The sequence below is a fragment of the Actinomyces sp. ICM47 genome (genome assembly GCF_000278725.1).
Classification (GTDB): Bacteria; Actinomycetota; Actinomycetes; order Actinomycetales; family Actinomycetaceae; genus Pauljensenia.
In genome coordinates this window covers 20892-41276 of sequence record NZ_ALCA01000100.1, presented here as the reverse complement: position 1 = coordinate 41276, position 20385 = coordinate 20892, and the positions used below count along the sequence as shown (strand labels likewise).

General features: G+C 65.2%; 19 protein-coding genes. 16 read left to right on the top strand and 3 right to left on the bottom strand.

The features are described 5' to 3' along the window. Window positions 1-57: 57 nt before the first annotated feature. The gene (locus HMPREF1136_RS06860; protein ID WP_009648606.1) at window positions 58-453 is read left to right on the top strand and encodes a response regulator transcription factor; all 396 of its coding nucleotides are present in this window, start codon (window positions 58-60) and stop codon (window positions 451-453) included. Further along, window positions 450-1505, top strand: coding sequence for an anthranilate phosphoribosyltransferase (gene trpD / locus HMPREF1136_RS06855; protein ID WP_009648625.1), 1056 nt, complete (start codon window positions 450-452; stop codon window positions 1503-1505). The genes HMPREF1136_RS06860 and trpD overlap by 4 nt, the downstream gene beginning before the upstream one ends. Window positions 1506-1519: 14 nt before the next feature. Here the strand turns inward: trpD and HMPREF1136_RS06850 are convergent, their stop codons facing one another. Next, a complete protein-coding gene (locus tag HMPREF1136_RS06850; RefSeq protein WP_083836264.1) occupies window positions 1520-3253 on the bottom strand; it encodes an exonuclease domain-containing protein in 1734 nt (577 codons plus the stop codon). A 58-nt stretch (window positions 3254-3311) separates the two neighbouring features. Here HMPREF1136_RS06850 and HMPREF1136_RS06845 point away from each other — a divergent pair, with 58 nt between their 5' ends. The 3 genes from HMPREF1136_RS06845 to HMPREF1136_RS06835 all read left to right on the top strand — a co-directional run bounded on the left by HMPREF1136_RS06845 (window position 3312) and on the right by HMPREF1136_RS06835 (window position 6996). Next, window positions 3312-4127, top strand: a complete 816-nt coding sequence (locus tag HMPREF1136_RS06845; RefSeq protein ID WP_009648614.1) for a lysophospholipid acyltransferase family protein — start codon at window positions 3312-3314, stop codon at window positions 4125-4127. A 201-nt stretch (window positions 4128-4328) separates the two neighbouring features. Beyond that, the gene (locus HMPREF1136_RS06840) at window positions 4329-5546 is read left to right on the top strand and encodes a pyrophosphate--fructose-6-phosphate 1-phosphotransferase (RefSeq protein ID WP_009648598.1); all 1218 of its coding nucleotides are present in this window, start codon (window positions 4329-4331) and stop codon (window positions 5544-5546) included. 10 nt (window positions 5547-5556) lie between these two features. After that, window positions 5557-6996, top strand: a complete 1440-nt coding sequence (locus HMPREF1136_RS06835) for a class II 3-deoxy-7-phosphoheptulonate synthase (RefSeq protein ID WP_009648607.1) — start codon at window positions 5557-5559, stop codon at window positions 6994-6996. Between the two features lie 131 nt (window positions 6997-7127). Here HMPREF1136_RS06835 and pknB read toward each other — a convergent pair whose 3' ends face one another. Next, on the bottom strand, window positions 7128-9110 hold the full coding sequence (gene pknB / locus HMPREF1136_RS06830; RefSeq protein WP_009648602.1) for a Stk1 family PASTA domain-containing Ser/Thr kinase: 1983 nt from the start codon (window positions 9108-9110) through the stop codon (window positions 7128-7130). Between the two features lie 83 nt (window positions 9111-9193). Between pknB and HMPREF1136_RS06825 the strand changes: the two genes are divergently transcribed. Further along, the gene (locus HMPREF1136_RS06825; RefSeq protein ID WP_034505267.1) at window positions 9194-9547 is read left to right on the top strand and encodes an Rv2175c family DNA-binding protein; all 354 of its coding nucleotides are present in this window, start codon (window positions 9194-9196) and stop codon (window positions 9545-9547) included. Between the two features lie 20 nt (window positions 9548-9567). On the opposite strand, the gene HMPREF1136_RS06820 is transcribed toward HMPREF1136_RS06825, so the two are convergent. Next, complete coding sequence (locus HMPREF1136_RS06820; RefSeq protein ID WP_034505265.1) at window positions 9568-10671, bottom strand: polyprenyl synthetase family protein; 1104 nt, start codon at window positions 10669-10671, stop codon at window positions 9568-9570. A gap of 145 nt (window positions 10672-10816) precedes the next feature. Here HMPREF1136_RS06820 and HMPREF1136_RS06815 point away from each other — a divergent pair, with 145 nt between their 5' ends. The 10 genes from HMPREF1136_RS06815 to rplS all read left to right on the top strand — a co-directional run bounded on the left by HMPREF1136_RS06815 (window position 10817) and on the right by rplS (window position 20323). Further along, a complete protein-coding gene (locus HMPREF1136_RS06815; RefSeq protein WP_034505263.1) occupies window positions 10817-12307 on the top strand; it encodes an RNA polymerase sigma factor in 1491 nt (496 codons plus the stop codon). A 126-nt stretch (window positions 12308-12433) separates the two neighbouring features. After that, the gene (locus tag HMPREF1136_RS06810; RefSeq protein WP_009648577.1) at window positions 12434-12829 is read left to right on the top strand and encodes a hypothetical protein; all 396 of its coding nucleotides are present in this window, start codon (window positions 12434-12436) and stop codon (window positions 12827-12829) included. A gap of 57 nt (window positions 12830-12886) precedes the next feature. Then, a complete protein-coding gene (gene ftsY, locus HMPREF1136_RS06805) occupies window positions 12887-14116 on the top strand; it encodes a signal recognition particle-docking protein FtsY (RefSeq protein ID WP_009648600.1) in 1230 nt (409 codons plus the stop codon). A gap of 100 nt (window positions 14117-14216) precedes the next feature. Then, complete coding sequence (ffh, locus tag HMPREF1136_RS06800; RefSeq protein WP_009648593.1) at window positions 14217-15800, top strand: signal recognition particle protein; 1584 nt, start codon at window positions 14217-14219, stop codon at window positions 15798-15800. A 3-nt stretch (window positions 15801-15803) separates the two neighbouring features. Continuing rightward, complete coding sequence (locus HMPREF1136_RS06795) at window positions 15804-16910, top strand: amidohydrolase family protein (protein WP_009648605.1); 1107 nt, start codon at window positions 15804-15806, stop codon at window positions 16908-16910. 224 nt (window positions 16911-17134) lie between these two features. Next, complete coding sequence (gene rpsP / locus HMPREF1136_RS06790; protein WP_009648590.1) at window positions 17135-17593, top strand: 30S ribosomal protein S16; 459 nt, start codon at window positions 17135-17137, stop codon at window positions 17591-17593. A 2-nt stretch (window positions 17594-17595) separates the two neighbouring features. After that, on the top strand, window positions 17596-17835 hold the full coding sequence (locus HMPREF1136_RS06785) for an RNA-binding protein (RefSeq protein WP_003792828.1): 240 nt from the start codon (window positions 17596-17598) through the stop codon (window positions 17833-17835). A gap of 89 nt (window positions 17836-17924) precedes the next feature. Next, window positions 17925-18437 carry a ribosome maturation factor RimM gene (gene rimM / locus HMPREF1136_RS06780; RefSeq protein ID WP_009648587.1) on the top strand — a complete coding sequence of 171 codons (513 nt, stop codon included), beginning with the start codon at window positions 17925-17927 and terminating at the stop codon, window positions 18435-18437. Window position 18438: 1 nt separating this feature from the next. Continuing rightward, window positions 18439-19812 (top strand): tRNA (guanosine(37)-N1)-methyltransferase TrmD, encoded by a 1374-nt coding sequence (gene trmD / locus HMPREF1136_RS06775; protein ID WP_009648595.1) that lies wholly within the window; start codon window positions 18439-18441, stop codon window positions 19810-19812. A gap of 154 nt (window positions 19813-19966) precedes the next feature. After that, a complete protein-coding gene (rplS, locus tag HMPREF1136_RS06770) occupies window positions 19967-20323 on the top strand; it encodes a 50S ribosomal protein L19 (protein WP_009648633.1) in 357 nt (118 codons plus the stop codon). The last annotated feature ends 62 nt before the right edge of the window (window positions 20324-20385 follow it).

Sequence of the window (20385 nt, the reverse complement as noted above, 5' to 3'; positions counted from 1 at the left end):
ACCCGTTAGAATGTGGCCAACGCGTCTATTTACGCCACACACGCAAGGAGAGTTTCCATGAGCGACGAAACCGTTCGAATCCTGGTTTTCAGCGACGATAAGGACAAGCGCGCCGCCGTCATCAACGGCATCGGTCTGCGCGCGTCTAAGGACACGCCCCGCATTGAATGGGTGGAGGCCGCCACCGGCTTCGGCGTGCGCGACGCCTTCGACCAGCAGGATTTCGCGTTGCTCGTCCTCGACGCCGAGTCAAAGAAGGAGGGCGGCATGTCCGTCGCCCAGGATCTCCAGGAGACCCGCGACGGCGTTCCCCCGATCATTTTCCTGACGGCGCGCCCCCAGGACGAGTGGCTGGCCACCTGGGCCGGTGCCACCGCCACGGTTTCCGACCCGATTGACCCGATCATCCTTCAGGAAACTGTCGCCGAGGTCTTGCGCGGGGCAGCCCGATGAGTCGGCGCGAATGGGGTCCGATCATCGCTTCTCTCATCGCCGGTGAGTCGCTGGACTACGACCAGTCCTACTGGCTCATGGACCAGGTGATGAGCGGCGAGCTGGGTGAAGCCCGCCTCGCCTCCTTCCTGACTGCCATGGCGGTCAAGGGAGCCACAGTCGAGGAGATCCATGGCCTCGCTGATGGCATGCAGGATCACGCGCAGCGCGTGGACCTGCCCAGCCGCGCCCTCGACATCGTCGGCACGGGCGGGGACGGCTACAAGACCGTCAACATTTCGACCATGTCCGCGATCGTGCTGGCCGCGATGGGCATTCCTCTCGTTAAGCACGGTAACCGGGCGTCCACGTCGAAGTCCGGTTCTGCCGACGTGATCGAGGCGCTGGGCGTCAACCTGGACGTCGAGGTTGATCAGCTGCGCTCCATTTTCGATGAGGTCGGCATCGCGTTCCTTTTCGCTAACAAAATGCACCCGTCGATGCGCTTTGCCGCCCCGGTGCGCCGCGCGCTCGGCTTCCCGACGGCCTTCAACGTGCTTGGTCCGCTGACGAACCCCGCGAAGGTGCAAGCCTGCGCAATCGGTGCGGCCAAGGAAGAAAACGCGCGCCTCATGGCGGGGGTCTATGCGTCGCGCGGGCTGTCCGCCCTTGTTTTCCGCGGCGCGACCACGGGACTTGACGAGCTGACGACAACTGATACGAACCAGGTGTGGATCGTGAACGGTGGTCACGTCAGCGAGGTTGCTTTCGACGCTCGTGACTCTCTCGGCATGGCGTCGGCGACCATCGAAGACCTGGCCGGTGGCGAAGCCGTTGAGAATGCTGCCGTGGCCCGCGAGGTCCTCTCGGGTGGTGGAGCAGATGCCGTGCGCGACGCCGTCGCCCTCAACGTTGGTGCGGGCATCCTGGCCTGGGAGGGCCTGGACAACCCGGTCAGTCCCGCCGACTTCGAGGAGCGCATGCGCGTCGCGGTTGATCGCGGCCTTGCTGCTCTCGCGGACGGTGTCGGAGCACGCCTGGTTGAACGCTGGGTGGCCGCGTCCAACGCCTAACAGCCTGTTCGCGCCTACGCGCGCGAGCGTTCGTGCGGATGGGCGGTTGCGTGAGCGAGGAGTTCACGCAGCCGCCCGTCGCGTAGGGGGCTGAGCATCGGTGCCGCCCATGGCAGGGGAGACTCCCACGCGATGAGGCGCGTGCCCGGCTCGCTCAGCTGGGCGCAGATGAGCGCGCTCTCCGACCATGATGCTGCCTGTGCCGCGAGTCCATCGACCTCGAGCACAGGCGTCGATGTCAGGACCTCGATCCACGCAGTGGGATCGGTTCGGGGCGGCACCACGACCGAATTGATGTAGCGCCCATAGGACGCCACATGCATGACCCATCCGGGTTCGCCCGCGTCTCGGCGCGCGCCCCACACAATGCGCGGTGCCGCGAGGATCGGGCGCATCGTCGCGCGTTCAACGCCCGCCATGTAGGCACCGAGCTCGTCGCGCGCGCGGGCTGCCGACTCGAAGAGGCTCTGGGCGCCAAGGCGCGTCATGACCGCGGTGAGGGCCTCGGGAACGGCGAGCGATGAAGCGGCCACGGCCTCGTCGATGAAGGAGGGGGCCTGCGCGTCTTCGCTCTCCGAAAGCGCCCGCATAATCGCGTTCGCTGCCCGCGTGGCGTGTGCACGCGTGCCGAAGGGGCCGAGCGCCCGGGGCAGGTCAGAGAGACCGACGCGGGGGACCACGATGGCACGATCTGCTTCGCGCACGACCCAGTGCTGATTGGCTTGCCTGCGCGACGCTGAGTTGTATGGCGGTGCCAGCGCCGCGATGTCGCGCAGCTCCCGCACACGCGCCTCCAGCACGGAGGCAGTGGGAAAAGAGCGCACCCCGGCCGCCAGAGACACCATGCGCTGGACCTTCGGGCGCTTCTCCGCGCGCGTGTAGTAACTGCCCACGCGTGAGCGCAGGGACGAGGCCGACCCGACGTAGAGCGCATCCCCCGAGACGTCGACGAAATGATAGACACCCGGAGCGCTCGGCAGCTCGGCGACGAAGGACGGCGTGGCGGGGCGGCGGGAGGGAGCTGCATCGCTGAGGACCAGCAGGTCCTCTACGTCGGTGACGCCCGCCGAGGCCAGGAGGTCTACGAAGCCGAGCAATACCTCGGCCGTCGCGCGCGCATCCCCGAGCGCGCGGTGCTCCGGGACTGTCGCGGTTCCAAAGTACGAGGCGATGGTTCCGAGCTTGTGGTTACGCACGAGCGGACGGGGCAGTGCTAAGCGCGCCAAACCGAGCGTGTCCACAACCTGGACCTTCGGCCAGGGACGCCCCGACGCGCGCGCCGCTCGGCGCAGGAACCCGACGTCGAAGGACGCGTTGTGAGCGACGAGCACAGGCGCATCCTCACCCTCCAGCCCCGACCACTCAAGAAAGCGTTCCAACACCGGTCCGATAGGATCCGCATCGGCGACCATCGCGGGAGTGAGGCCCGTCAGGGAGGTAATGAACGGGGGAATTGGCGCGCAGGGACGCGCGAGTGAGGAGAACTCGTCGGCAAGGCGCCCGCCTCGCACGCGCACCGCGCCGATTTCTGTGATCTCTGCTCCGACGCCCAGACCCGTCGTCTCCAGGTCGACGACCACCCAGTGCCCGTCCGAGGCCGGGGTGCCCACAGCGTCGAGGCTCAGCTGAACCTCCGGTCTCGCACTACGAGACAATGTGTCAGAAACAAGCTCGCGAGCATAGCGTTTGTCCGACCCCACGGGCGCGATGCTTCCTGAACAATTGCGCACGTGAGTCTCTTTCGTCATAGAGTTGATACTAATTCGAACGCGCGCCCGCGCGCCCGCTGACAATTGAGGAGTCACAGTGGCGTTCTACCAGGCACTCAAAGCGACCGGCAGTCCCGTTCTGAAGGCTGCGTATCACCCGTGGATTCGAGGCAAGGAAAACGTCCCCGCCGAGGGGCCCGCCATCCTGGCCTCCAACCACAATGCCGTGTGGGACTCCGTGTTCTTGCCCATGATGCTTGACCGCGAAGTCGTCTTCATGGGCAAGGCCGACTACTTCACCGGCACCGGTGTGAAGGGCTGGATGACCAAGGAGTTCATGCGTGCGGTCGGCACCATCCCCGTGGATCGCACCGGCGGACGCGCCTCCGAGGCTGCGCTCAACGCCGGACTCAAGCGCCTGCGCTCGGGTGAGCTTTTCGGTATCTACCCCGAGGGTACGCGTAGCCCCGACGGTCGCCTCTACCGAGGCAAGACCGGCGTCGCCCGCCTGGCCCTCCTGTCTGGCGCGCCCGTCATCCCCGTTGCCATGATCGGCACGCACGCTGCCCAGCCGATCGGCCAGAAGATCCCCTCGCGCACCAACATTGGAATGGTCATCGGTGAGCCCCTCGATTTCTCGCGCTACAAGGGTCTGCACAAGGACCGCTACGTGCTGCGCGCCATCACCGATGAGATCATGTACAACCTGATGCTGCTGTCCGGTCAGGAGTACGTCGACCTGTACGCCGCGGATGTCAAGGCCCAGCTGGCAGCCGAGGGCGCGTTCGAGGGGCCGGTTCCCTCCAACGGCCGCACCGCCCCGGGCGGACGCACGGCTCCCGACGTGCCCGTGCCGACCGCTCCCGAAGAAGAAACGTCGGAGGAAGAGAACAAGGAGGATTCCTCCAAGTAATCGCCTCTTGCGGGACGATGCTTCGGCATCGTTCCGTGGGACGGGCGTCCTTGGCGAAACGTGACACGGGCCGGGTAGAATGGACTGTGCCCTGCTCACGCGCGGGTCCATGCACTAGGCAGCCCCATCGGGCAGCCCGGGTGTCGCGGCTCGCCTATCTGCGCGGGGCCGTACCTAACCAACCTGAGAAAGGTGACATTCATGTCGGTCCGTCGTGTTGCCCTGCTGACCGCAGGTGGCTTCGCCCCGTGCCTGTCCTCCGCTGTCGGTGGACTCATCGAGCGCTACAACGAAATTGATCCCTCCGTCGAGATCATCGCTTACCAGAATGGCTACCACGGCCTGCTCACCGGCAACTACGTGCTGGTGGACGAGGAGGCTCGTAAGCACGCTGCCGTCCTCCACCGTTACGGCGGATCCCCGATCGGTAACTCCCGCGTCAAGCTGACGAACAAGAAAAACCTGGTCGAGCGCGGCCTCGTCGCCGAGGATGAGGATCCGCTGCAGAAGGCTGCCGAGCAGCTGCGCACCGACGGCGTTGATGTCCTGCACACCATCGGTGGCGACGACACCAATACGACGGCCGCCGACCTTGCTGCCTACCTGGAGGAGCACGACTACCACCTGACCGTCGTGGGCCTGCCCAAGACCATCGACAACGACGTGGTGCCGATCCGTCAGTCCCTCGGCGCTTGGACCGCCGCCGAAGAGGTGTCGGAGTACTCCCAGAACGTTATCGGCGAGCATCGCTCCAACCCCCGCATGCTCATCATCCACGAGATCATGGGCCGCCACTGCGGGTGGCTGACCGCTGCGGGTTCGCACCGCTACCACGAGTGGCTCAAGACCCAGGAGTGGGTGCCCTCGATCGGCCTGTCGAAGGAACGTTGGGACATCCACGCCATCTTCGTGCCCGAGATGAAGATCGATCTGGACGCCGAGGCCAAGCGCCTCAAGGCGATCATGGACGAGCAGGGCAACGTCAACATCTTCCTGTCTGAGGGCGCTGGCGTCCCCGAGATCATCGCGGAGATCGAGGCTGCCGGTGGCGAGGTCCAGCGCGACCCCTTCGGCCACGTCAAGCTCGACACGATCAACCCCGGCCAGTGGTTCGCTAAGCAGTTCGCCGAGAAGATCGACGCTGAGAAGGTCATGGTTCAGAAGTCCGGCTACTTCTCGCGTTCCTCGCGCGCCAACGCCGACGACCTTCGCCTGATCAAGTCGATGACCGACCTGGCCGTCGAGTGCGCGTTCAAGGGCGAGTCCGGCGTCATCGGTCACGACGAAGAGGACAACGATCGTCTGAAGGCTATCCCGTTCCCGCGCATCGCGGGTGGCAAGCCTTTCGACATCTCGGCTCCGTGGTTCCTCGAGATGATGGCCGAGATCGGCCAGAGCGTCGAGCCGGCTGGCGAGTGAGTCGCTTCGCGTGATTCCTTCCATCACTCCCGGACGCGGCGGGGAGCCTGTGCGTAAGCCTCGCACCCGCCGCGTCCCCGAGCGTCTGTGGTCGCCCGAGTCCGGGGAGCGCGCTCCCTGGGATACGTGGCGCGGCCTGGACGCGGCCCAACAGCCCTCGTACGCGGATGCCGAGTCCGTGTCCGAGGTGACGGCTCAGCTGCGCCGTCAGCCGCCCCTCGTGTTTGCGGGCGAGGTCGATGACCTGCGCACGTGGATGGGTGCGGCGTCCCGCGGCGAGGCCTTTGTGCTGATGGGCGGAGACTGTGCCGAAACCTTTGCGGAGGCGACCGCCGATCACGTGCGTTTGAAGATCCAGACGCTGCTGCAGATGGCTGTCGTCCTGACGTACGGCGCGTCGCTGCCGGTCATCAAGGTCGGTCGTATCGCGGGGCAGTACGCTAAGCCTCGTTCCTCCGACCTGGAGACGCGCGACGGCGTGACGCTGCCGAGCTATCGCGGCGACGCGGTCAACTCGTTCGAGTTCACTCCCGAGGCGCGCGAGCCCGACCCGCAGCGCCTCCTGTCCCTGTATAACCATGCGGCCTCGACGCTGAACCTGATCCGCGCCTTCACGAAGGGCGGCTATGCGGATCTGCGGCAGGTACACCGTTGGAATCAGGGCTTCATGTCGAATCCGGCGTATGCGCGCTACGAGTCGCTGGCCGCCGACATTCACCGCGCGATCAAGTTCATGGGAGCAGCGGGCGTTGATTTTGAGACGCTGCGTGACGTGGACCTGTATTCCTCGCATGAGGCTCTGCTCCTGGAGTATGAGTCGGCGATGACGCGCATTGATTCGCGTACGGGCGAGCCCTACAACACGTCTGCCCACTTCCTGTGGGTGGGGGAGCGGACGCGCGAGGAGGAGGGAGCTCATATCGAGCTGCTGTCGCGCGTGCGTAACCCGATTGGGGTCAAGCTTGGTCCGTCCACGACACGCGATCAGATGCTCTCGCTCATCGACCGTCTCAACCCGGATGGCGAGGAGGGACGCCTGTCCTTCATCACGCGCATGGGTGCGCAACGCATCCGTGAGGTGCTGCCTCCGCTGCTTGAGGCGGCGCGCGAGGATGGCCGACCGATCACGTGGATGACGGATCCGATGCACGGCAACACGATCACGTCGTCGACCGGATATAAGACACGTCGTTTTGAGACGGTCATGGACGAGGTCCGTGGCTTCTTCGAGGCGCACGAGGCAGCGGGCACTGTGCCGGGCGGCCTGCATGTCGAGCTCACCGGTGACGACGTCACCGAGGTGATTGGCGGCTCCGAGCATATCGACGACGAGTCGCTGCGTGATCGTTACGAGACGCTCGTCGATCCTCGTTTGAATCATCAGCAGAGCTTGGAGATGGCATTCCAGGTCGCTCAGTATCTGGCGAAGGGTTCCTCCCACGAGGAGTGAGCTATCGCGGAGAGAGGATCCCCGGCCTCGTTCATTCATTCATGTGGACGAGGCCGGGGATCTTTCTGTGCTCGAGGCTCCCCCGCGTGCGGTGAGTTCGGCGAGCGGCGGATAGTTGCCGCGCCGTGGCGTCACACGATGGAGATCGTCACGGTCGACCCCTTCTTGACCTTGCTGCCGCCGGCGGGGTCGGACGAGCGCACGGTGTTGAAGAAGCCTCCGAGGATCAGGTCTTCCTGGACGGTGAACCCGGCTCCTTCGAGCTTGTCGTGTGCTTCCTGACGCTGAAGGCCGACGACGTCAGGAACGGTGACCATCTCGGGTCCCTTGGATACGGTGTAGGAGACGGAGTCGCCACGGTACACGGTGGAACCCTCGCGGGTCTGCTGGGAGATCACCTGTCCCTCGGGGACTGTGTCGGAGTAGGCCTCGGTGGGTGAGGCAACGAGGCCGAGGGCCTCGATCGAACTCTTGGCGGCGGAAGCACCCTTGCCGGTCAGGGTGGGCACGGTCCGGGGTTCGCGGCCCTTGGAGAGGACGACGTCGACCGTGGAGTCGTGGGCCAGGGAGGTGCCCGCTGCGACGGACTGGGAGATGACCTGACCTGGGGGAACTTCTTCGGAGTAGGCATCAGTGACAGCGCCCAAGGCCAATCCGGCGTCTGCCAGGGTACGCGAGGCCTCGTCCTGTCCCTTTCCGACGACGTTTGGAACGTCCTTCATGTCGATGCCCTTGGAGACGTACAGCTGGACGTTCGTGCTCTTATGCACGGAGCTGCCGCCGTCCGGGTCGGAGTGGGTGACAATGCCGGATTGGACGTCGTCAGAGAACTCCTCTTCAACGGAAGAAGCCAGTCCTATGGCACCCAGGTCTGCCTGCACGTCTGCCAGGTCCCGTCCCGTTGTGGTGGGCATCGTCAGGTAAGAGCCGGGACCATACTCGGTCCACCACCAGCTCCCGCCGAAGCTGGCGGCGACGATGAGCAGAAAGGCGATGACAGCCAGGAGTATCGCTCGCGTGGACATCTTCGCAGGAAGTTCGCCCGCGGAAGGGGTCTCGGTCGAGGTGGAGGTATGCACGGTGGTGACGGCGGTCGCGGCGGGGAGAGCAGTCGCGGTGGTGACGGCGGTCGCGGCGGGCACGGGCATCGCTTGCGTGAGCTGGGTGGGCATGACCTCCGTGTTCAAGGCGGTTGTCTCGGAACCGCTTCGGCTGTCCTCGCGTGCTACCTCGGCGCGGCGGTTGGCGATGTCAAAGGGGATGGACGCTGCGGCCCGCGCCACCAGGTCGAGGGCATCGGACGCGTCGGCGCATCGGTTCGCGGGGTTGCGCGCGGTGAGCGCGGCGACGAGGTCGTCGATCTCGCGGGGGATCCACGGAAGGGTGGCCGAGGGGCTCGGAACGTCCTCCGAGACGTGGTGAGAGGCGATCTGCAGGGGTGATTCGTCAGCCCACGGCACGGCACCGGTGAGCATCTCGTAGAGCATGATGCCGACGGAGTACAGGTCGGAGCGTGCGTTAGCTTCGGTGGTCAGAACGATCTCGGGCGCGATGTAGGCGACTGTTCCCAGCATGTTGCCCGTGGCGGACGTCGACCCTTCCGAGACCGCGCGAGCCAGGCCGAAGTCGGCGACCTTCGCGGGGCCATCGGTGGGAACAAGAATGTTCTCGGGCTTGATGTCGCGGTGAATGACACCCATGCGGTGGGCTGCGCGCAGAGCTTCGAGGATGTCGGTCGTGTAGCGCAGTGCCTGCGGAATCGTGAACGCGCCCTGGGCATTCAGGAGTGCGCGCAGGTTGGTCCCATCGATGAGCTCCATGACGAGGAAGCCCTGGCCCGAGACGACTCCCTGGTCGAAGACGGAGACGACGCCCGGGTGGACAATGCGGGCGGCGGCGCGCGCCTCTCGGTGGAAGCGCTCGACGAAGTCATCGGATTCAGCGAGGTGGGGGTGCATGACCTTTAGGGCCACGGGTCGCTCCAGGCGTTCGTCCTGGGCGACGTATACGGTCGCCATGCCGCCGCGCGCCAGTCTGCGCGTGACCCGGTATCGCTGATCAATCAGGCGGCCGATCAGTGGGTCGGTTTGGTCGTATGTCTTCTCGTCGCTCACTTTGTTGATTCTATGGGAGTTTTCGGCAAATCATTGGAGGTGTAGACACCGGTGCGGCGCAGCGATGCGGTAGTGTTGCGGTCATGACCAGTGCTGATATGACCCTGTTATCCACCGACGAGGTGTGCCGTCTGCTCGGTATTGAGGAACGCCGCCTCAAACAGCTAATTCGTGACCGCGTCCTGATCGAGGCGCGCTCCGCGTCCGGCGAACGCGGGGTACCCCGCGACATCATCGTGAAGGGTGAGAACGGCTGGGAACCGCTGCCCTTCCTGCAGGGGACGCTGACCCTCCTGGCCGATGACGGCTTCACGCCCGAGGAGTCCCTGGCTTGGTTGTACACCGTGCAGGACGAGCTGGGTGAACGCCCCATCGACGCGCTCACCTCGGGTCGTCACCACCGCGTCAATCGCATCGCCTCAACCTTGGCGTTCTGATGCCCCTCGCCCCCCGGTGTCTAGGCGCGCCGGGCGGTGAGGATGTCACAGAGTTCACGCAGCATGGCGGATGCTTCGTCGCCGAAGGCTGACGCGTCAAGTGCGCGGTGGCCTTGTGCGACGAGGTTCGCAATTTCAGCCTCGTGCGCGCTGCGTCCGTTGCGCTCGATGATCTGTGTCGCGACCGCGATTTCGTCGGCCGAGGCCTCAGCAACCCCGAGTACGTTCGCGAGAGCTGTGCGCTCGGCGGGGGAGGAGGCCGCCCAGGTCAGGGCAAGCAGGACGGTTCGCTTACCCTCGCGCAGGTCGTCCCCGGCTGGCTTGCCGGTGACTGTTGGGTCTCCGAAGACGCCGAGGTCGTCGTCGCGCAGCTGGAAGGCCAGCCCCCAAGGCGTCAGGATTGCATCGAGGGCGTCGGTCAGTTCGTCGATGATGTGTGTCGAGTTGGCTCCGCAGATCGCGCCGAGCTGGGCGGGACGCACGACGGAATAGTGCGCGGACTTGTGCAGGGCGACATCGAGGGAATCGGCTGCGCTCAGCGCGTCGGCGCGCCGGGGATCCAGCGGACTTTGTTCAGCCATGATGTCGAGGTACTGGCCCAGTGCAACCTCAGCATGCATGTCGGCGAAGCTGTGGGCGAAAGCGCGCGCATTCGCCTCGGGCAGGTTCAACGCCTGTTCGTCGGCCTCGGCGCTCGCTGCCGAGAAGAGGAAGTCTCCCACGAGAATCGCGGCGTTGCGGCCAAAAGTCCCTGACGACCCGATCCATCCCGCGCCCCGGTGGAGGTCTGCGAGGCGGCGGTGAGGCGTCGGTGCACCGCGCCGCTCATCCGCATGATCGATGATGTCGTCGTGGACGAGGGCGCTGGCCTGGTAGAGCTCGAGTGCGGCTGCCAGGTGGGGCAGGCGCGCCTCCGACAGGGGTCTGCCCGAACTCAGTGACCAGCCGACGTGGGCCATGAGAGCGCGGAAGCGTTTGCCTCCTTCCGCCGAGGAAACTACGGCCTCGGAGAATGCGGACGAGCGCGGTGTCGCGCCCGCGCGGGCAAGGAGGCGTGCCAGGGCGGTCGCGGTCGCCTCGTCGATGTGGGGACGCAGCACGGAGAAACTCTCGCTCAGACTCATGTGGTCACTGTAACTGACGGGCGAGGGTATGCGCGGGCCTTAGGCAGGGAAGCGTCACACCTACCGTCAGGAAAACTATCGAGTAACGCACTAAACTGGTGATGGTATGCCGATTTGCAATCGGCGCTGTTTTGCATACCCATCAATGAAAGGGACCCGTGTGAGTGCATCGCGCGCTTCGGCAAAGGACTCCGCGACGACTGAGGACGCCCCGGAGGTGAAAGCCCTCGCGCAGAAGACGACGCGCACCAGGAAGGCCGCGTCGACTGCGAAGGCTGAGGCAGCCTCGGGCACCGAGGAGAAGAAGCCTGCCGCCAAGAAGTCCGCCGCGAAGAAGGCTCCCGCGAAGAAGGCTGCTCCCAAGAAGACCACGAAGCGGGCGGCGGAGGGTGCCGAGGAGAAGAAGCCCGCCGCCAAGAAACCTCGCGGCCGCAAGAAGAAGGATGCGGAGGTTATCGAGGAGGTGACGCCGGATCTCGAGGTCGCGGAAGAAGAAGACTTTGATCCCACGGGTGAAGACCTTGAGGATCCGGACCTGGAGACCGATACCGACGACGAGGATGTGACCGAGGGCGAAGAGGAGCCTGAGGAAGAAGAGACGAAGGCAGCCGAGGGTGCCGCGCTGCGCGAACGCACGAACTCCGGCATTCACGTCAAGGGTGGATTCGTCGTCTCCGACTCTGACGAGACCGACGAGCCCGTTCAGCAGGTGACGGTCGCTGGCGCGACCGCCGACCCTGTGAAGGACTACCTCAAGCAGATCGGCAAGGTCTCCCTGTTGAACGCCGAGCAGGAAGTCGACCTGGCCCGCCGTATCGAGGCTGGCCTGTACGCCGAGTACAAGCTGAAGAACCAGGCCGACGAGATGACCAGCCGCGAGCGTCGCGAGCTGCACTTCCTGGCCCAGGATGGTCAGCAGGCGAAGAACCACCTGCTCGAGGCCAACCTGCGTCTGGTCGTGTCGCTGGCTAAGCGCTACACCGGTCGCGGCATGCAGTTCCTGGACCTCATTCAGGAGGGCAACCTCGGTCTTATTCGCGCGGTCGAAAAGTTTGACTACACGAAGGGGTACAAGTTCTCGACCTACGCCACGTGGTGGATTCGTCAGGCGATCACCCGAGCGATGGCTGACCAGGCTCGCACGATCCGCATCCCCGTGCACATGGTCGAGGTCATTAACAAGCTTGCCCGTGTCCAGCGCCAGATGCTGCAGGACCTGGGTCGTGAACCCACCCCCGAGGAACTGGCGAAGGAACTCGACATGACTGCCGAGAAGGTCGTCGAGGTCCAGAAGTATGGCCGTGAACCCATCTCGCTGCACACGCCGCTGGGCGAGGACGGCGATTCGGAGTTCGGTGATCTCATTGAGGATTCCGAGGCTATCGTGCCTGCCGACGCCGTATCCTTCACCCTGCTCCAGGAACAGCTCCACCACGTCCTCGACACGCTGTCGGAGCGTGAGGCCGGTGTCGTCTCCATGCGTTTCGGCCTGGGTGATGGCCAGCCTAAGACGCTCGATGAGATCGGCAAGGTTTACGGCGTCACGCGTGAGCGCATCCGCCAGATTGAATCCAAGACGATGTCGAAGCTGCGTCACCCCTCGCGTTCGCAGGTTCTGCGCGACTACCTCGACTGACGTACACCGTACGTACATGGGGGCCAGGAACATACGTTCCTGGCCCCCATGACAACATCGTCACAATGCGGTTAGCTTCGGGTGGCCTCGTCGCACTGAATGGGGTTGGTAGGGCAGGATGAAGACATGCTTGAGGGTACGCTGATTCTCGTTGTGACTGTCATTCTGGTTATCGTCGTCGCGGCCGGTGTTGTGGCCGTCCTCGCGCTGTCGCGACGCAGCGCCGACGACTGGAAGGGTGTCATCAAGCGTGAGCGCGAGGAAATCACGCAGGATGTGCGCACGCATTCCTTACCTAGGCGTGCCTCGTCGTCTTCCGATGGGCCTGTCGTTCCGCGTACGGCGTCACTGGATGCTCTCTTGAGCACTGCTGACTCTTCTAACGCGTACTTCGATGCTGATCGGCTGCCCGGCGTTGATCGCCTCGAAAATGTCACCGGGCGTGTCAGTGGTCGGTTCGACCGCAACGGTAAGGAAAACAAGCGCGGTGGCGGCTCGCGAGGCAAGGCGCAGGGTCAGTAACGCACCCGGCGTGACTCACGCTTTCATCCGGATGCGTCCATGGGGGATAATGGCCCCATGGACGCATTTGTTTCATTCCTTCAAACGCCGTGGGCAGTCGTCGTCGGCCTGGTGCTCGCCGTGCTGGTCGGCCTGGTCATCCGCCTGGTCGTCAGCTCGCGTCAGCGCCCGTCCGAGGACGTTTCGGTCCCGGCCCAGCCCCAGGTGCCCGCCACCGGCGAGAGCACAACGCCGACGCAAGCCGATGGGGAAAGCCCAGAGCGGCCTCGCGCCGGTCCCGAGGCATCGGAAGAGTCCGCCGCCCCGGCTGAAGCGGAGATCACCGCCGAGCCGGCCGTCGAACGGCCCGAACCCGTGCGCGGGCGCATGGAGCGCCTGCGTGAACGTCTCGCTTCCTCCGGCGCACTTGGCCGCGCGATCCTCGGAGTTCTCAGTCGAGGCCAGCTCAGTGCCGCAGACTGGGAAGAGATCGAGGAATCCCTGCTCATCGCGGACCTTGGCTTGGAGGCGACCGACTCCCTCATGGAGGCGCTCAAGCGCCGCGTCGCCGTCGAGTCCACGACTGACGAGGCTCGCATCCGTGAGATCCTGCGCGAGGAACTCCTGGCCCTCGTCGGCCCCGACATGGACCGCTCTCTTGATCTGACCCGCCCGGAGGCGGACGGAACATCCAAGCCAGCCGTCGTCCTCATGGTTGGTGTGAACGGTACCGGCAAGACGACGACCGTCGGTAAGCTTGCGCGCATCCTTGTCGCGGAAGACAAGTCCGTCCTCCTGGGCGCTGCCGATACCTTCCGCGCCGCCGCCGCCGACCAGCTCGCCACGTGGGGCGAGCGCGTGGGCGTCGACGTTGTGCGAAGCGACCGAGAAGGTGCCGACCCGGCATCCGTTGCCTTCGAGACTGTGCGCGAGGGCATTGCGCGCGATGTCGACGTCGTCCTCGTCGACACGGCGGGCCGTCTGCAGAACAAGTCCACACTCATGGATGAGCTTGGCAAGATCAAGCGCGTCATGGAAAAGCAGGCCCCCGTCTCCGAGGTCCTCCTGGTCCTGGACGCCACCACCGGTCAGAACGGTATGAAGCAGGCGGAGGTGTTCGCGCAAGCGACCGGAGTGACCGGCATTGTGCTGACCAAGCTTGACGGATCCGCGAAGGGCGGCATCGTTGTCTCGGTCCAGCGGGCCCTGGGCGTTCCCGTGAAGTTCGTCGGCCTCGGCGAAGGTGCGGACGATCTGGCACCCTTCGACCCGCAGGGTTTCGTCGACGCGATCGTGGGCCGCGCCTAAGCACCCACTTGCCACGCCACTATCCTCGGCCCTGGTCACACGACCGGGGCCGAGGTGCGCTAACCTGACCTAGTACTGTAGCCATCTTGGGAGAACACACGTGTTTGGAAACCTGTCAGATCGCCTGACCCAATCCTTCCGCACCCTGCGCAGTCGCGGGGTCCTGACCGAGTCCGACGTCGATCAGGCGATTTCCGATATCCGCCGCGCCCTCATCGAGGCGGATGTCGCCCTTCCCGTCGTCCGTCAGTTCACCTCCCAGGTTCGCGAGAAGGCCTACGGTGCGGCCCGCTCCAAGGCTCTCAACCCCGGCCAGCAGGTCGTCTCCATCGTCCACGACGAACTCGTTGAGATCCTGGGCGGTGCCACCCGCGAACTGACTTTCGCGGAGTCCGGTCCCACCGTCTTTATGCTCGCCGGCCTTCAGGGTGCCGGTAAGACCACCCTGGCCGGAAAGCTCGGCAAGTGGCTGCGTGAGGAAGGCAAGACCGTCCTCCTCGTGGCGTCCGACCTCCAGCGCCCTAACGCCGTCCAACAGCTTCAGGTCGTCGGCGAGCGCGCCGGCGTCAAGGTGTGGGCTCCCGAACCCGGCAACGGTGTGGGCAACCCCGTCGAGGTCGCACGCAGCGGTGTTGAGTTCGCCCGCCAGAGCGGCATCAACGTCGTCATCGTCGATACCGCCGGTCGCCTCGGCGTCGACCAAGAGATGATGGACCAGGCGATCGCGATTCGCGACGCCGTCAACCCGCACGAGATCATGTTCGTCCTGGACGCCATGGTTGGTCAGGACGCGGTGTCCACGTCGACGGCATTCCGTGATGGCGTCGGATTTACCGGAGTGGTCCTGTCCAAGCTGGACGGCGACGCGCGAGGCGGTGCCGCCCTGTCTGTGCGCGGCGTGACCGGCGCTCCGATTCTCTTCGCTTCCACGGGCGAGGGACTCGATGACTTCGAGCGCTTCCACCCGGATCGTATGGCCGGGCGCATCCTCGACATGGGTGACATCCTCACCCTCATCGAGCAGGCCGAGAAGAAGATGGACGCCGAGGAGGCCGAAAAGGTCGCCTCCAAGGCCCTGGCCGGCCAGCTGACCCTCGCCGATTTCCTCAGTCAGCTCCAGCAGATTAAGAAGCTGGGGTCCATGAAGAAGATGCTCGGCATGATCCCGGGTGCTGCCCAGCTGCGCGAGCAGATCGACAACTTCGACGAGCGCGAGGTCGACCGCGTCGAGGCTATCGTCCGTTCGATGACGCCCGCCGAGCGTGAGGATGTCTCGATCCTCAACGGCTCGCGCCGCGCGCGTATCGCCCGCGGTTCGGGCACGACGGTGAAAGAGGTTAACCAGCTTGTCCAGCGCTTTGAGGCTGCCCGCGAAATGATGGGCCAAATGGGCCAGATGGGTGGGGGAGTGCCCGGCATGGGTGCTCTGCCGGGACGCGGCGGCAAGGCCAAGCAGAAGGTGAATGCCCGTAAGGCACAGGCCCAGCGCGCTCGCGTGAAGAAGAAGGCTCGCTCCGGTAATCCCGCGAAGCGCCGCCAGCAGGAACTCGAGGCCATGCTGCCCCCATCGGAGCGCAGCGCCCCCCAGGGATCCTCCTTTGGTGGTGCCGCTCAGGCACCCGCCGCGCGTCCGACGATTGACGATCTGCCGGACGACGTCAAGCGTATGCTCGGACAGCTCTGAGCCGTGCTCGTCACCGGCGTCGGCCTGTGGGCCGAGGATGCGCTCGCTCGCCCGCAGTGGGTGAGTGGTACGTGGTCTGTGTCCGACGGACTCATTCGTCGCGTCGGTGACGAATTGGCGAATCGCGCCGAGCGCTGCGGCTTTATCGTGCCGGGCATGGTGGACGCGCACTGCCACATTGGTTATTCCTCGTCCGGCCCGGTGTCGCCCGAGGAGATGATCCGGCAGTCGGCGCTCACGCTTGCCAGTGGCGTGACGCTCGTGCGTGATTGTGGCGTGCCCGTCGATAACTCGTGCGTGAACGACCTTGTTGGTCCGCGCCTGATCCGCTGTGGCCGCCACGTTGCGCGGCCCAAGCGCTACATGCGTGACCTGCCGCTGGATGTCGAGGATCAGCGTGAGCTGCCCCGCGTCCTGGCCAACATGGCGGGGCGCTGCGACGGCTGGGTCAAGATCGTCGGTGACTGGATCGACCGCAGCGGCGGCGCGGACGCTGACCTCATGCTGCTGTGGGATCCCTCCGTCCTGCGCGAGGCGGTCGCCGCCGTGCACGAGGCCGGGGCACGCATCGCTGTCCACGCTTTCTCTCACCGCGTCATTGATTCGCTCATTGAAGCGGGTGTCGATGACATTGAGCATGGCAGCGGCATCGACGCGGACCAGGCCAGTGAGATCGCAGCGCGCGGCATCGCCGTAACGCCGACCCTGCGCCAGGTTGAGCTTTTCGCGGACTTCGCCGCGCAGGCGGGGACTAAGTACCCCGTCTACGCGGCCACCATGCAGCGCATGTATGACACGCGTGTCGAACACTTCCAGATGCTTCTGGACGCAGGCATCCTCCTCCTGCAGGGAACCGATGCTGGTGGATACCAGGAGCACGGTTCCATCGCGGGCGAGCTTGACCTGTGGTCGCGCTGGGGTGCCTCGTCCCAGGCCGTCATCGACGCGTCCACCTGGGTCAGTCTCCGATACCTGGGCCGCCCCGGCCTCGTCGAAGGATCGGACGCTGATCTGCTGATACTTGACGATGATCCGCGCGCCGACCCGCTCGCCCTCGCGAGGCCGACCTCCGTATATATCGGGGGAGAGTGTGCGTGGGAGCGTCCCTAGACACTCCACGTATGTGTAGTGATGGATCTAACCGCGCTGCAGTGTCAAGCATGGCGTTCCCCTGTGGGATTCAGGCTCGAATTATGGCATAATCGCTAGCTGTACCCGGCGGAACGTAGACCCTCTCACTGCGTGTCGTCGTGTCCCGGTCCGATGCGACCCCTGTGTTTCCCACCTCGGGACGCAAAGGTCCACACCAATTCTGAAATGGAGAGACCACTCAAGTGGCAGTTCGAATTCGCCTGAAGCGCATGGGCAAGATCCATGCCGCCCAGTACCGCGTTGTCGTCGTCGATTCCCGCAAGAAGCGTGACGGCCGCGTCATCGAAGAGGTCGGCTACTACGATCCTCAGCCGAACCCGTCGATCATCCGCATCGACTCTGAGCGTGCCCAGTACTGGCTCGGTGTTGGCGCTCAGCCCTCCGACCAGGTCCGCAACCTGCTGGTCCTGACCGGTGACATTGCTAAGCACAACGGCAAGGCCGACGCGGTTTCCCGCGTCATCGTCTCCGAGGCCGACAAGGCCGCCCAGGCCGAGCAGGCCATCAAGGACGCCGAGGCTGCGGCCGAGAAGTCCAAGGCTGCTGCCTCCGCCAAGAAGGCCGAGGAAGAAGCTGCTGCTGCCGCGGCTGCCGCCGAGGCCGAGCAGGCTTCTGACGAAGCCGCTGGAGAGGATGCCTGAGCATGCTCGCCGACGCGCTGGAGCACCTGGTCAGCGGCATCGTTGACCACCCCGAAGATGTCGAGGTGACCCCTCGCTCGATGCGACGCGGTCAGCTCCTTGAGGTTCGCGTGAACCCCGAGGACCTGGGACGAGTCATCGGTCGTGGCGGTCGGACGGCTCGCGCTCTGCGCACCGTCATGGGTGCGCTGTCTACGCGCGGCACCGTCCGAGTCGACGTTGTTGACACGGATCGCGAGTAAGACTCGCACACGTCACGAAGGGGTCCGGCACCGCCGGACCCCTTCGTTGTATCCTTCGGACAGATTCCCGTTCATGATGAGGAGAACCCATGCAGCTCACAGCCGCTATCGTCGGCCCCGCTCACGGCCTGCGCGGTGAGGTCATTCTCGACGTTCGCAGCGACGATCCGGAGGTGTTGACACCGGGCGCGCGCCTGGACGTCGCGGGACGCGGCACTGCGGTGACGGTCCGATCCATCCGCGTCCATAAGGACCGTGTCCTGGCCTCCTTCGAGGAGTGCGTGTCGCGCGAGGATGCCGAAGCGCTGCGCGGTGCTCGACTGCTTGTCGAGGAGCACGAGGAAGAGGACGCCTGGTATCCGCATCAGCTCAAGGGTCTTGCGGCCCGCACGCGAAGTGGCGAGGTACTCGGCACCGTCAGCGGCTTGACCCCCGGTGCCGCCCAGGACCTGCTGCTCGTCAAGACTCAGGCAGGTACCGTCATGGTTCCCTTCGTCACTCAGCTCGTCCCCACCGTTGACGTGGAGGGCGGTTTCGTCGTCATCGACGCGCCCCCAGGCCTGTTCGACGATCAGGCCGTTTCTGAGCGGGACGGCAAGTAGCGTGCGTTTCGACCTTATTTCGATCTTTCCCGATTATTTCGCGCCCCTGACGCTCTCCCTCATGGGCAAGGCAGAGGATGCCGGCCTCGTCTCGGTTGAAGCCCATGACCTGCGCGAGTGGGCCACCGGCAAGCACCGCAGCGTCGACGACACTCCCTACGGTGGCGGTGCCGGCATGGTCATGCGCGCAGACGTGTGGGCGCGCGCCCTCGATGAGGTGCTCGCCATCCCGCTGCGCACCGGTGACGAGGATGGGACCCTGGCCTCGTCGCGGCGTATCCTCGCGATCCCGACACCGTCGGGTACCCCGCTGACCCAGCCCCTTGTTGAAGACCTGGCGTGCGCCGATCAGATTATCGTCGCGTGTGGGCGTTACGAGGGGATCGATGCGCGCGTGGCCCAGCACTACCGGGGAGTGGGCGTCGAGGTGTTGGAGTTCTCCATCGGTGACTACGTCCTCAACGGTGGCGAGGTCGCGGCGATGGTGCTCACCGAGGCAGTCGCGCGCCTCCTGGACGGCTTCATGGGCAATCCCGACTCGCTCGTCGAAGAGTCGCACTCGGGCGCGGGTCTCCTCGAATACCCTGTTTTCACCAAACCCCGTGAGTTCCGTTCCTTGCAGATTCCCGAGGTTCTGCTGGGAGGCAACCACGCGGCCATCGAGCGCTGGCGACGCGACCGTGCGATCGAAAAGACCGCTGCGGTGCGTCCCGACATTGCCCTGTCGTTACGCGCCGACTCGCTTGGCCGTGAGGATCGCGCGGCTTTGGCCGCCTGCGGTGTCGCGTACCCGCGTGAGGGGGCGGCTCGCCCCGTCGACATTCGTCGCGCCGAGGTCGGGGATGCGCACGCGCTCAGTGCCCTGGCCGCGCGTACCTTCCCCGAGGCATGCCCTCCCGATTTACCCCGCGAGGCCATTGACGCGTTCATTGCGGCCGAGTTAAGCCCCGACATGTTCGAGGCCGTGGCCAGTCAGCCAGAGCGGTACCGAATACTGGTCGCCGAAGTTGATGGTGCCCTCGTCGGATACACGCTGACGGTCGTCGGCAAGGGAGCGATCCCCGACGAATGCGTGCGCCCCGGAAAGGTTGAAGCCGACGCTGCGTACCTGTCCAAGTGCTACGTCGACGCGCCGTGGAGGGGCAGTGGCATCGCCGATACGCTCGTCGAGCGTGCGCTCGCCGATGCGGCGCAGTGCGGGCACACATCCGTGGCTCTGGGCACCAACCGCGCCAACAAGCATGCGCAGGCCTTCTACAAACGCCATGGGTTCCGTCGTCGTTCCACCCGCATCTTCGATGTTGGCGGCGTCCTTAACCACGACGTTGTGATGGTGCGTCATCTCACGGGCGCTGACGGCAGGCAACTCGCCTAAACGTGCCCGATGTATGGGATACTAGCCAGGATTGTGCGTGGTTCATCCTGCCGCAGGGGGACACCGAGGCGCACAATCAGACGAACGAATGAGCGGGCACGGACCCGCCCAACCAGGCGCCCCCGACCTGCGGCAGAGGCGTCAAGGAGAAAAAATGCAGAAGCTGGACGCTGTTGACGCGCCTTCGCTGCGCGATGATATCCCGCCGTTCCGCGCGGGCGACACCCTCAAGGTGCACGTCAAGGTTATCGAAGGCAACCGCTCCCGTATCCAGGTCTTCCAGGGCGTTGTGATCGCTCGCCGCGGTCACGGCGTGTCCTCCACGTTCACGATCCGCAAGGTTTCCTTCGGTGTGGGCGTCGAGCGTACCTTCCCGGTTCACGCCCCCACGATCGACCACATCGAGGTCGTCACCAAGGGCGACGTGCGCCGCGCCAAGCTCTACTACCTGCGTGAGCGTCACGGCAAGGCCGCGAAGATCAAGGAACACCGCTCCGGCAAGGCCGAGTGAGGCTAGCCGGGCCACGTGCCTTGGCATTTTTCACGGAAAGGCCCGACACCGCGCGCTGGTGT

Coding starts and splice junctions, on each gene's coding strand:
- HMPREF1136_RS06785 (WP_003792828.1), top strand. CDS start 17,596: ATGCTCGCCGACGCGCTGGAGCACCTGGTCAGCGGCATCGTTGACCAC.
- HMPREF1136_RS06810 (WP_009648577.1), top strand. CDS start 12,434: ATGCTTGAGGGTACGCTGATTCTCGTTGTGACTGTCATTCTGGTTATC.
- HMPREF1136_RS06860 (WP_009648606.1), top strand. CDS start 58: ATGAGCGACGAAACCGTTCGAATCCTGGTTTTCAGCGACGATAAGGAC.
- rplS (WP_009648633.1), top strand. CDS start 19,967: ATGCAGAAGCTGGACGCTGTTGACGCGCCTTCGCTGCGCGATGATATC.
- HMPREF1136_RS06840 (WP_009648598.1), top strand. CDS start 4,329: ATGTCGGTCCGTCGTGTTGCCCTGCTGACCGCAGGTGGCTTCGCCCCG.
- trpD (WP_009648625.1), top strand. CDS start 450: ATGAGTCGGCGCGAATGGGGTCCGATCATCGCTTCTCTCATCGCCGGT.
- HMPREF1136_RS06815 (WP_034505263.1), top strand. CDS start 10,817: ATGAAAGGGACCCGTGTGAGTGCATCGCGCGCTTCGGCAAAGGACTCC.
- HMPREF1136_RS06820 (WP_034505265.1), bottom strand. CDS start 10,671: ATGAGTCTGAGCGAGAGTTTCTCCGTGCTGCGTCCCCACATCGACGAG.
- HMPREF1136_RS06850 (WP_083836264.1), bottom strand. CDS start 3,253: ATGACGAAAGAGACTCACGTGCGCAATTGTTCAGGAAGCATCGCGCCC.
- ftsY (WP_009648600.1), top strand. CDS start 12,887: ATGGACGCATTTGTTTCATTCCTTCAAACGCCGTGGGCAGTCGTCGTC.
- HMPREF1136_RS06825 (WP_034505267.1), top strand. CDS start 9,194: ATGACCAGTGCTGATATGACCCTGTTATCCACCGACGAGGTGTGCCGT.
- rimM (WP_009648587.1), top strand. CDS start 17,925: ATGCAGCTCACAGCCGCTATCGTCGGCCCCGCTCACGGCCTGCGCGGT.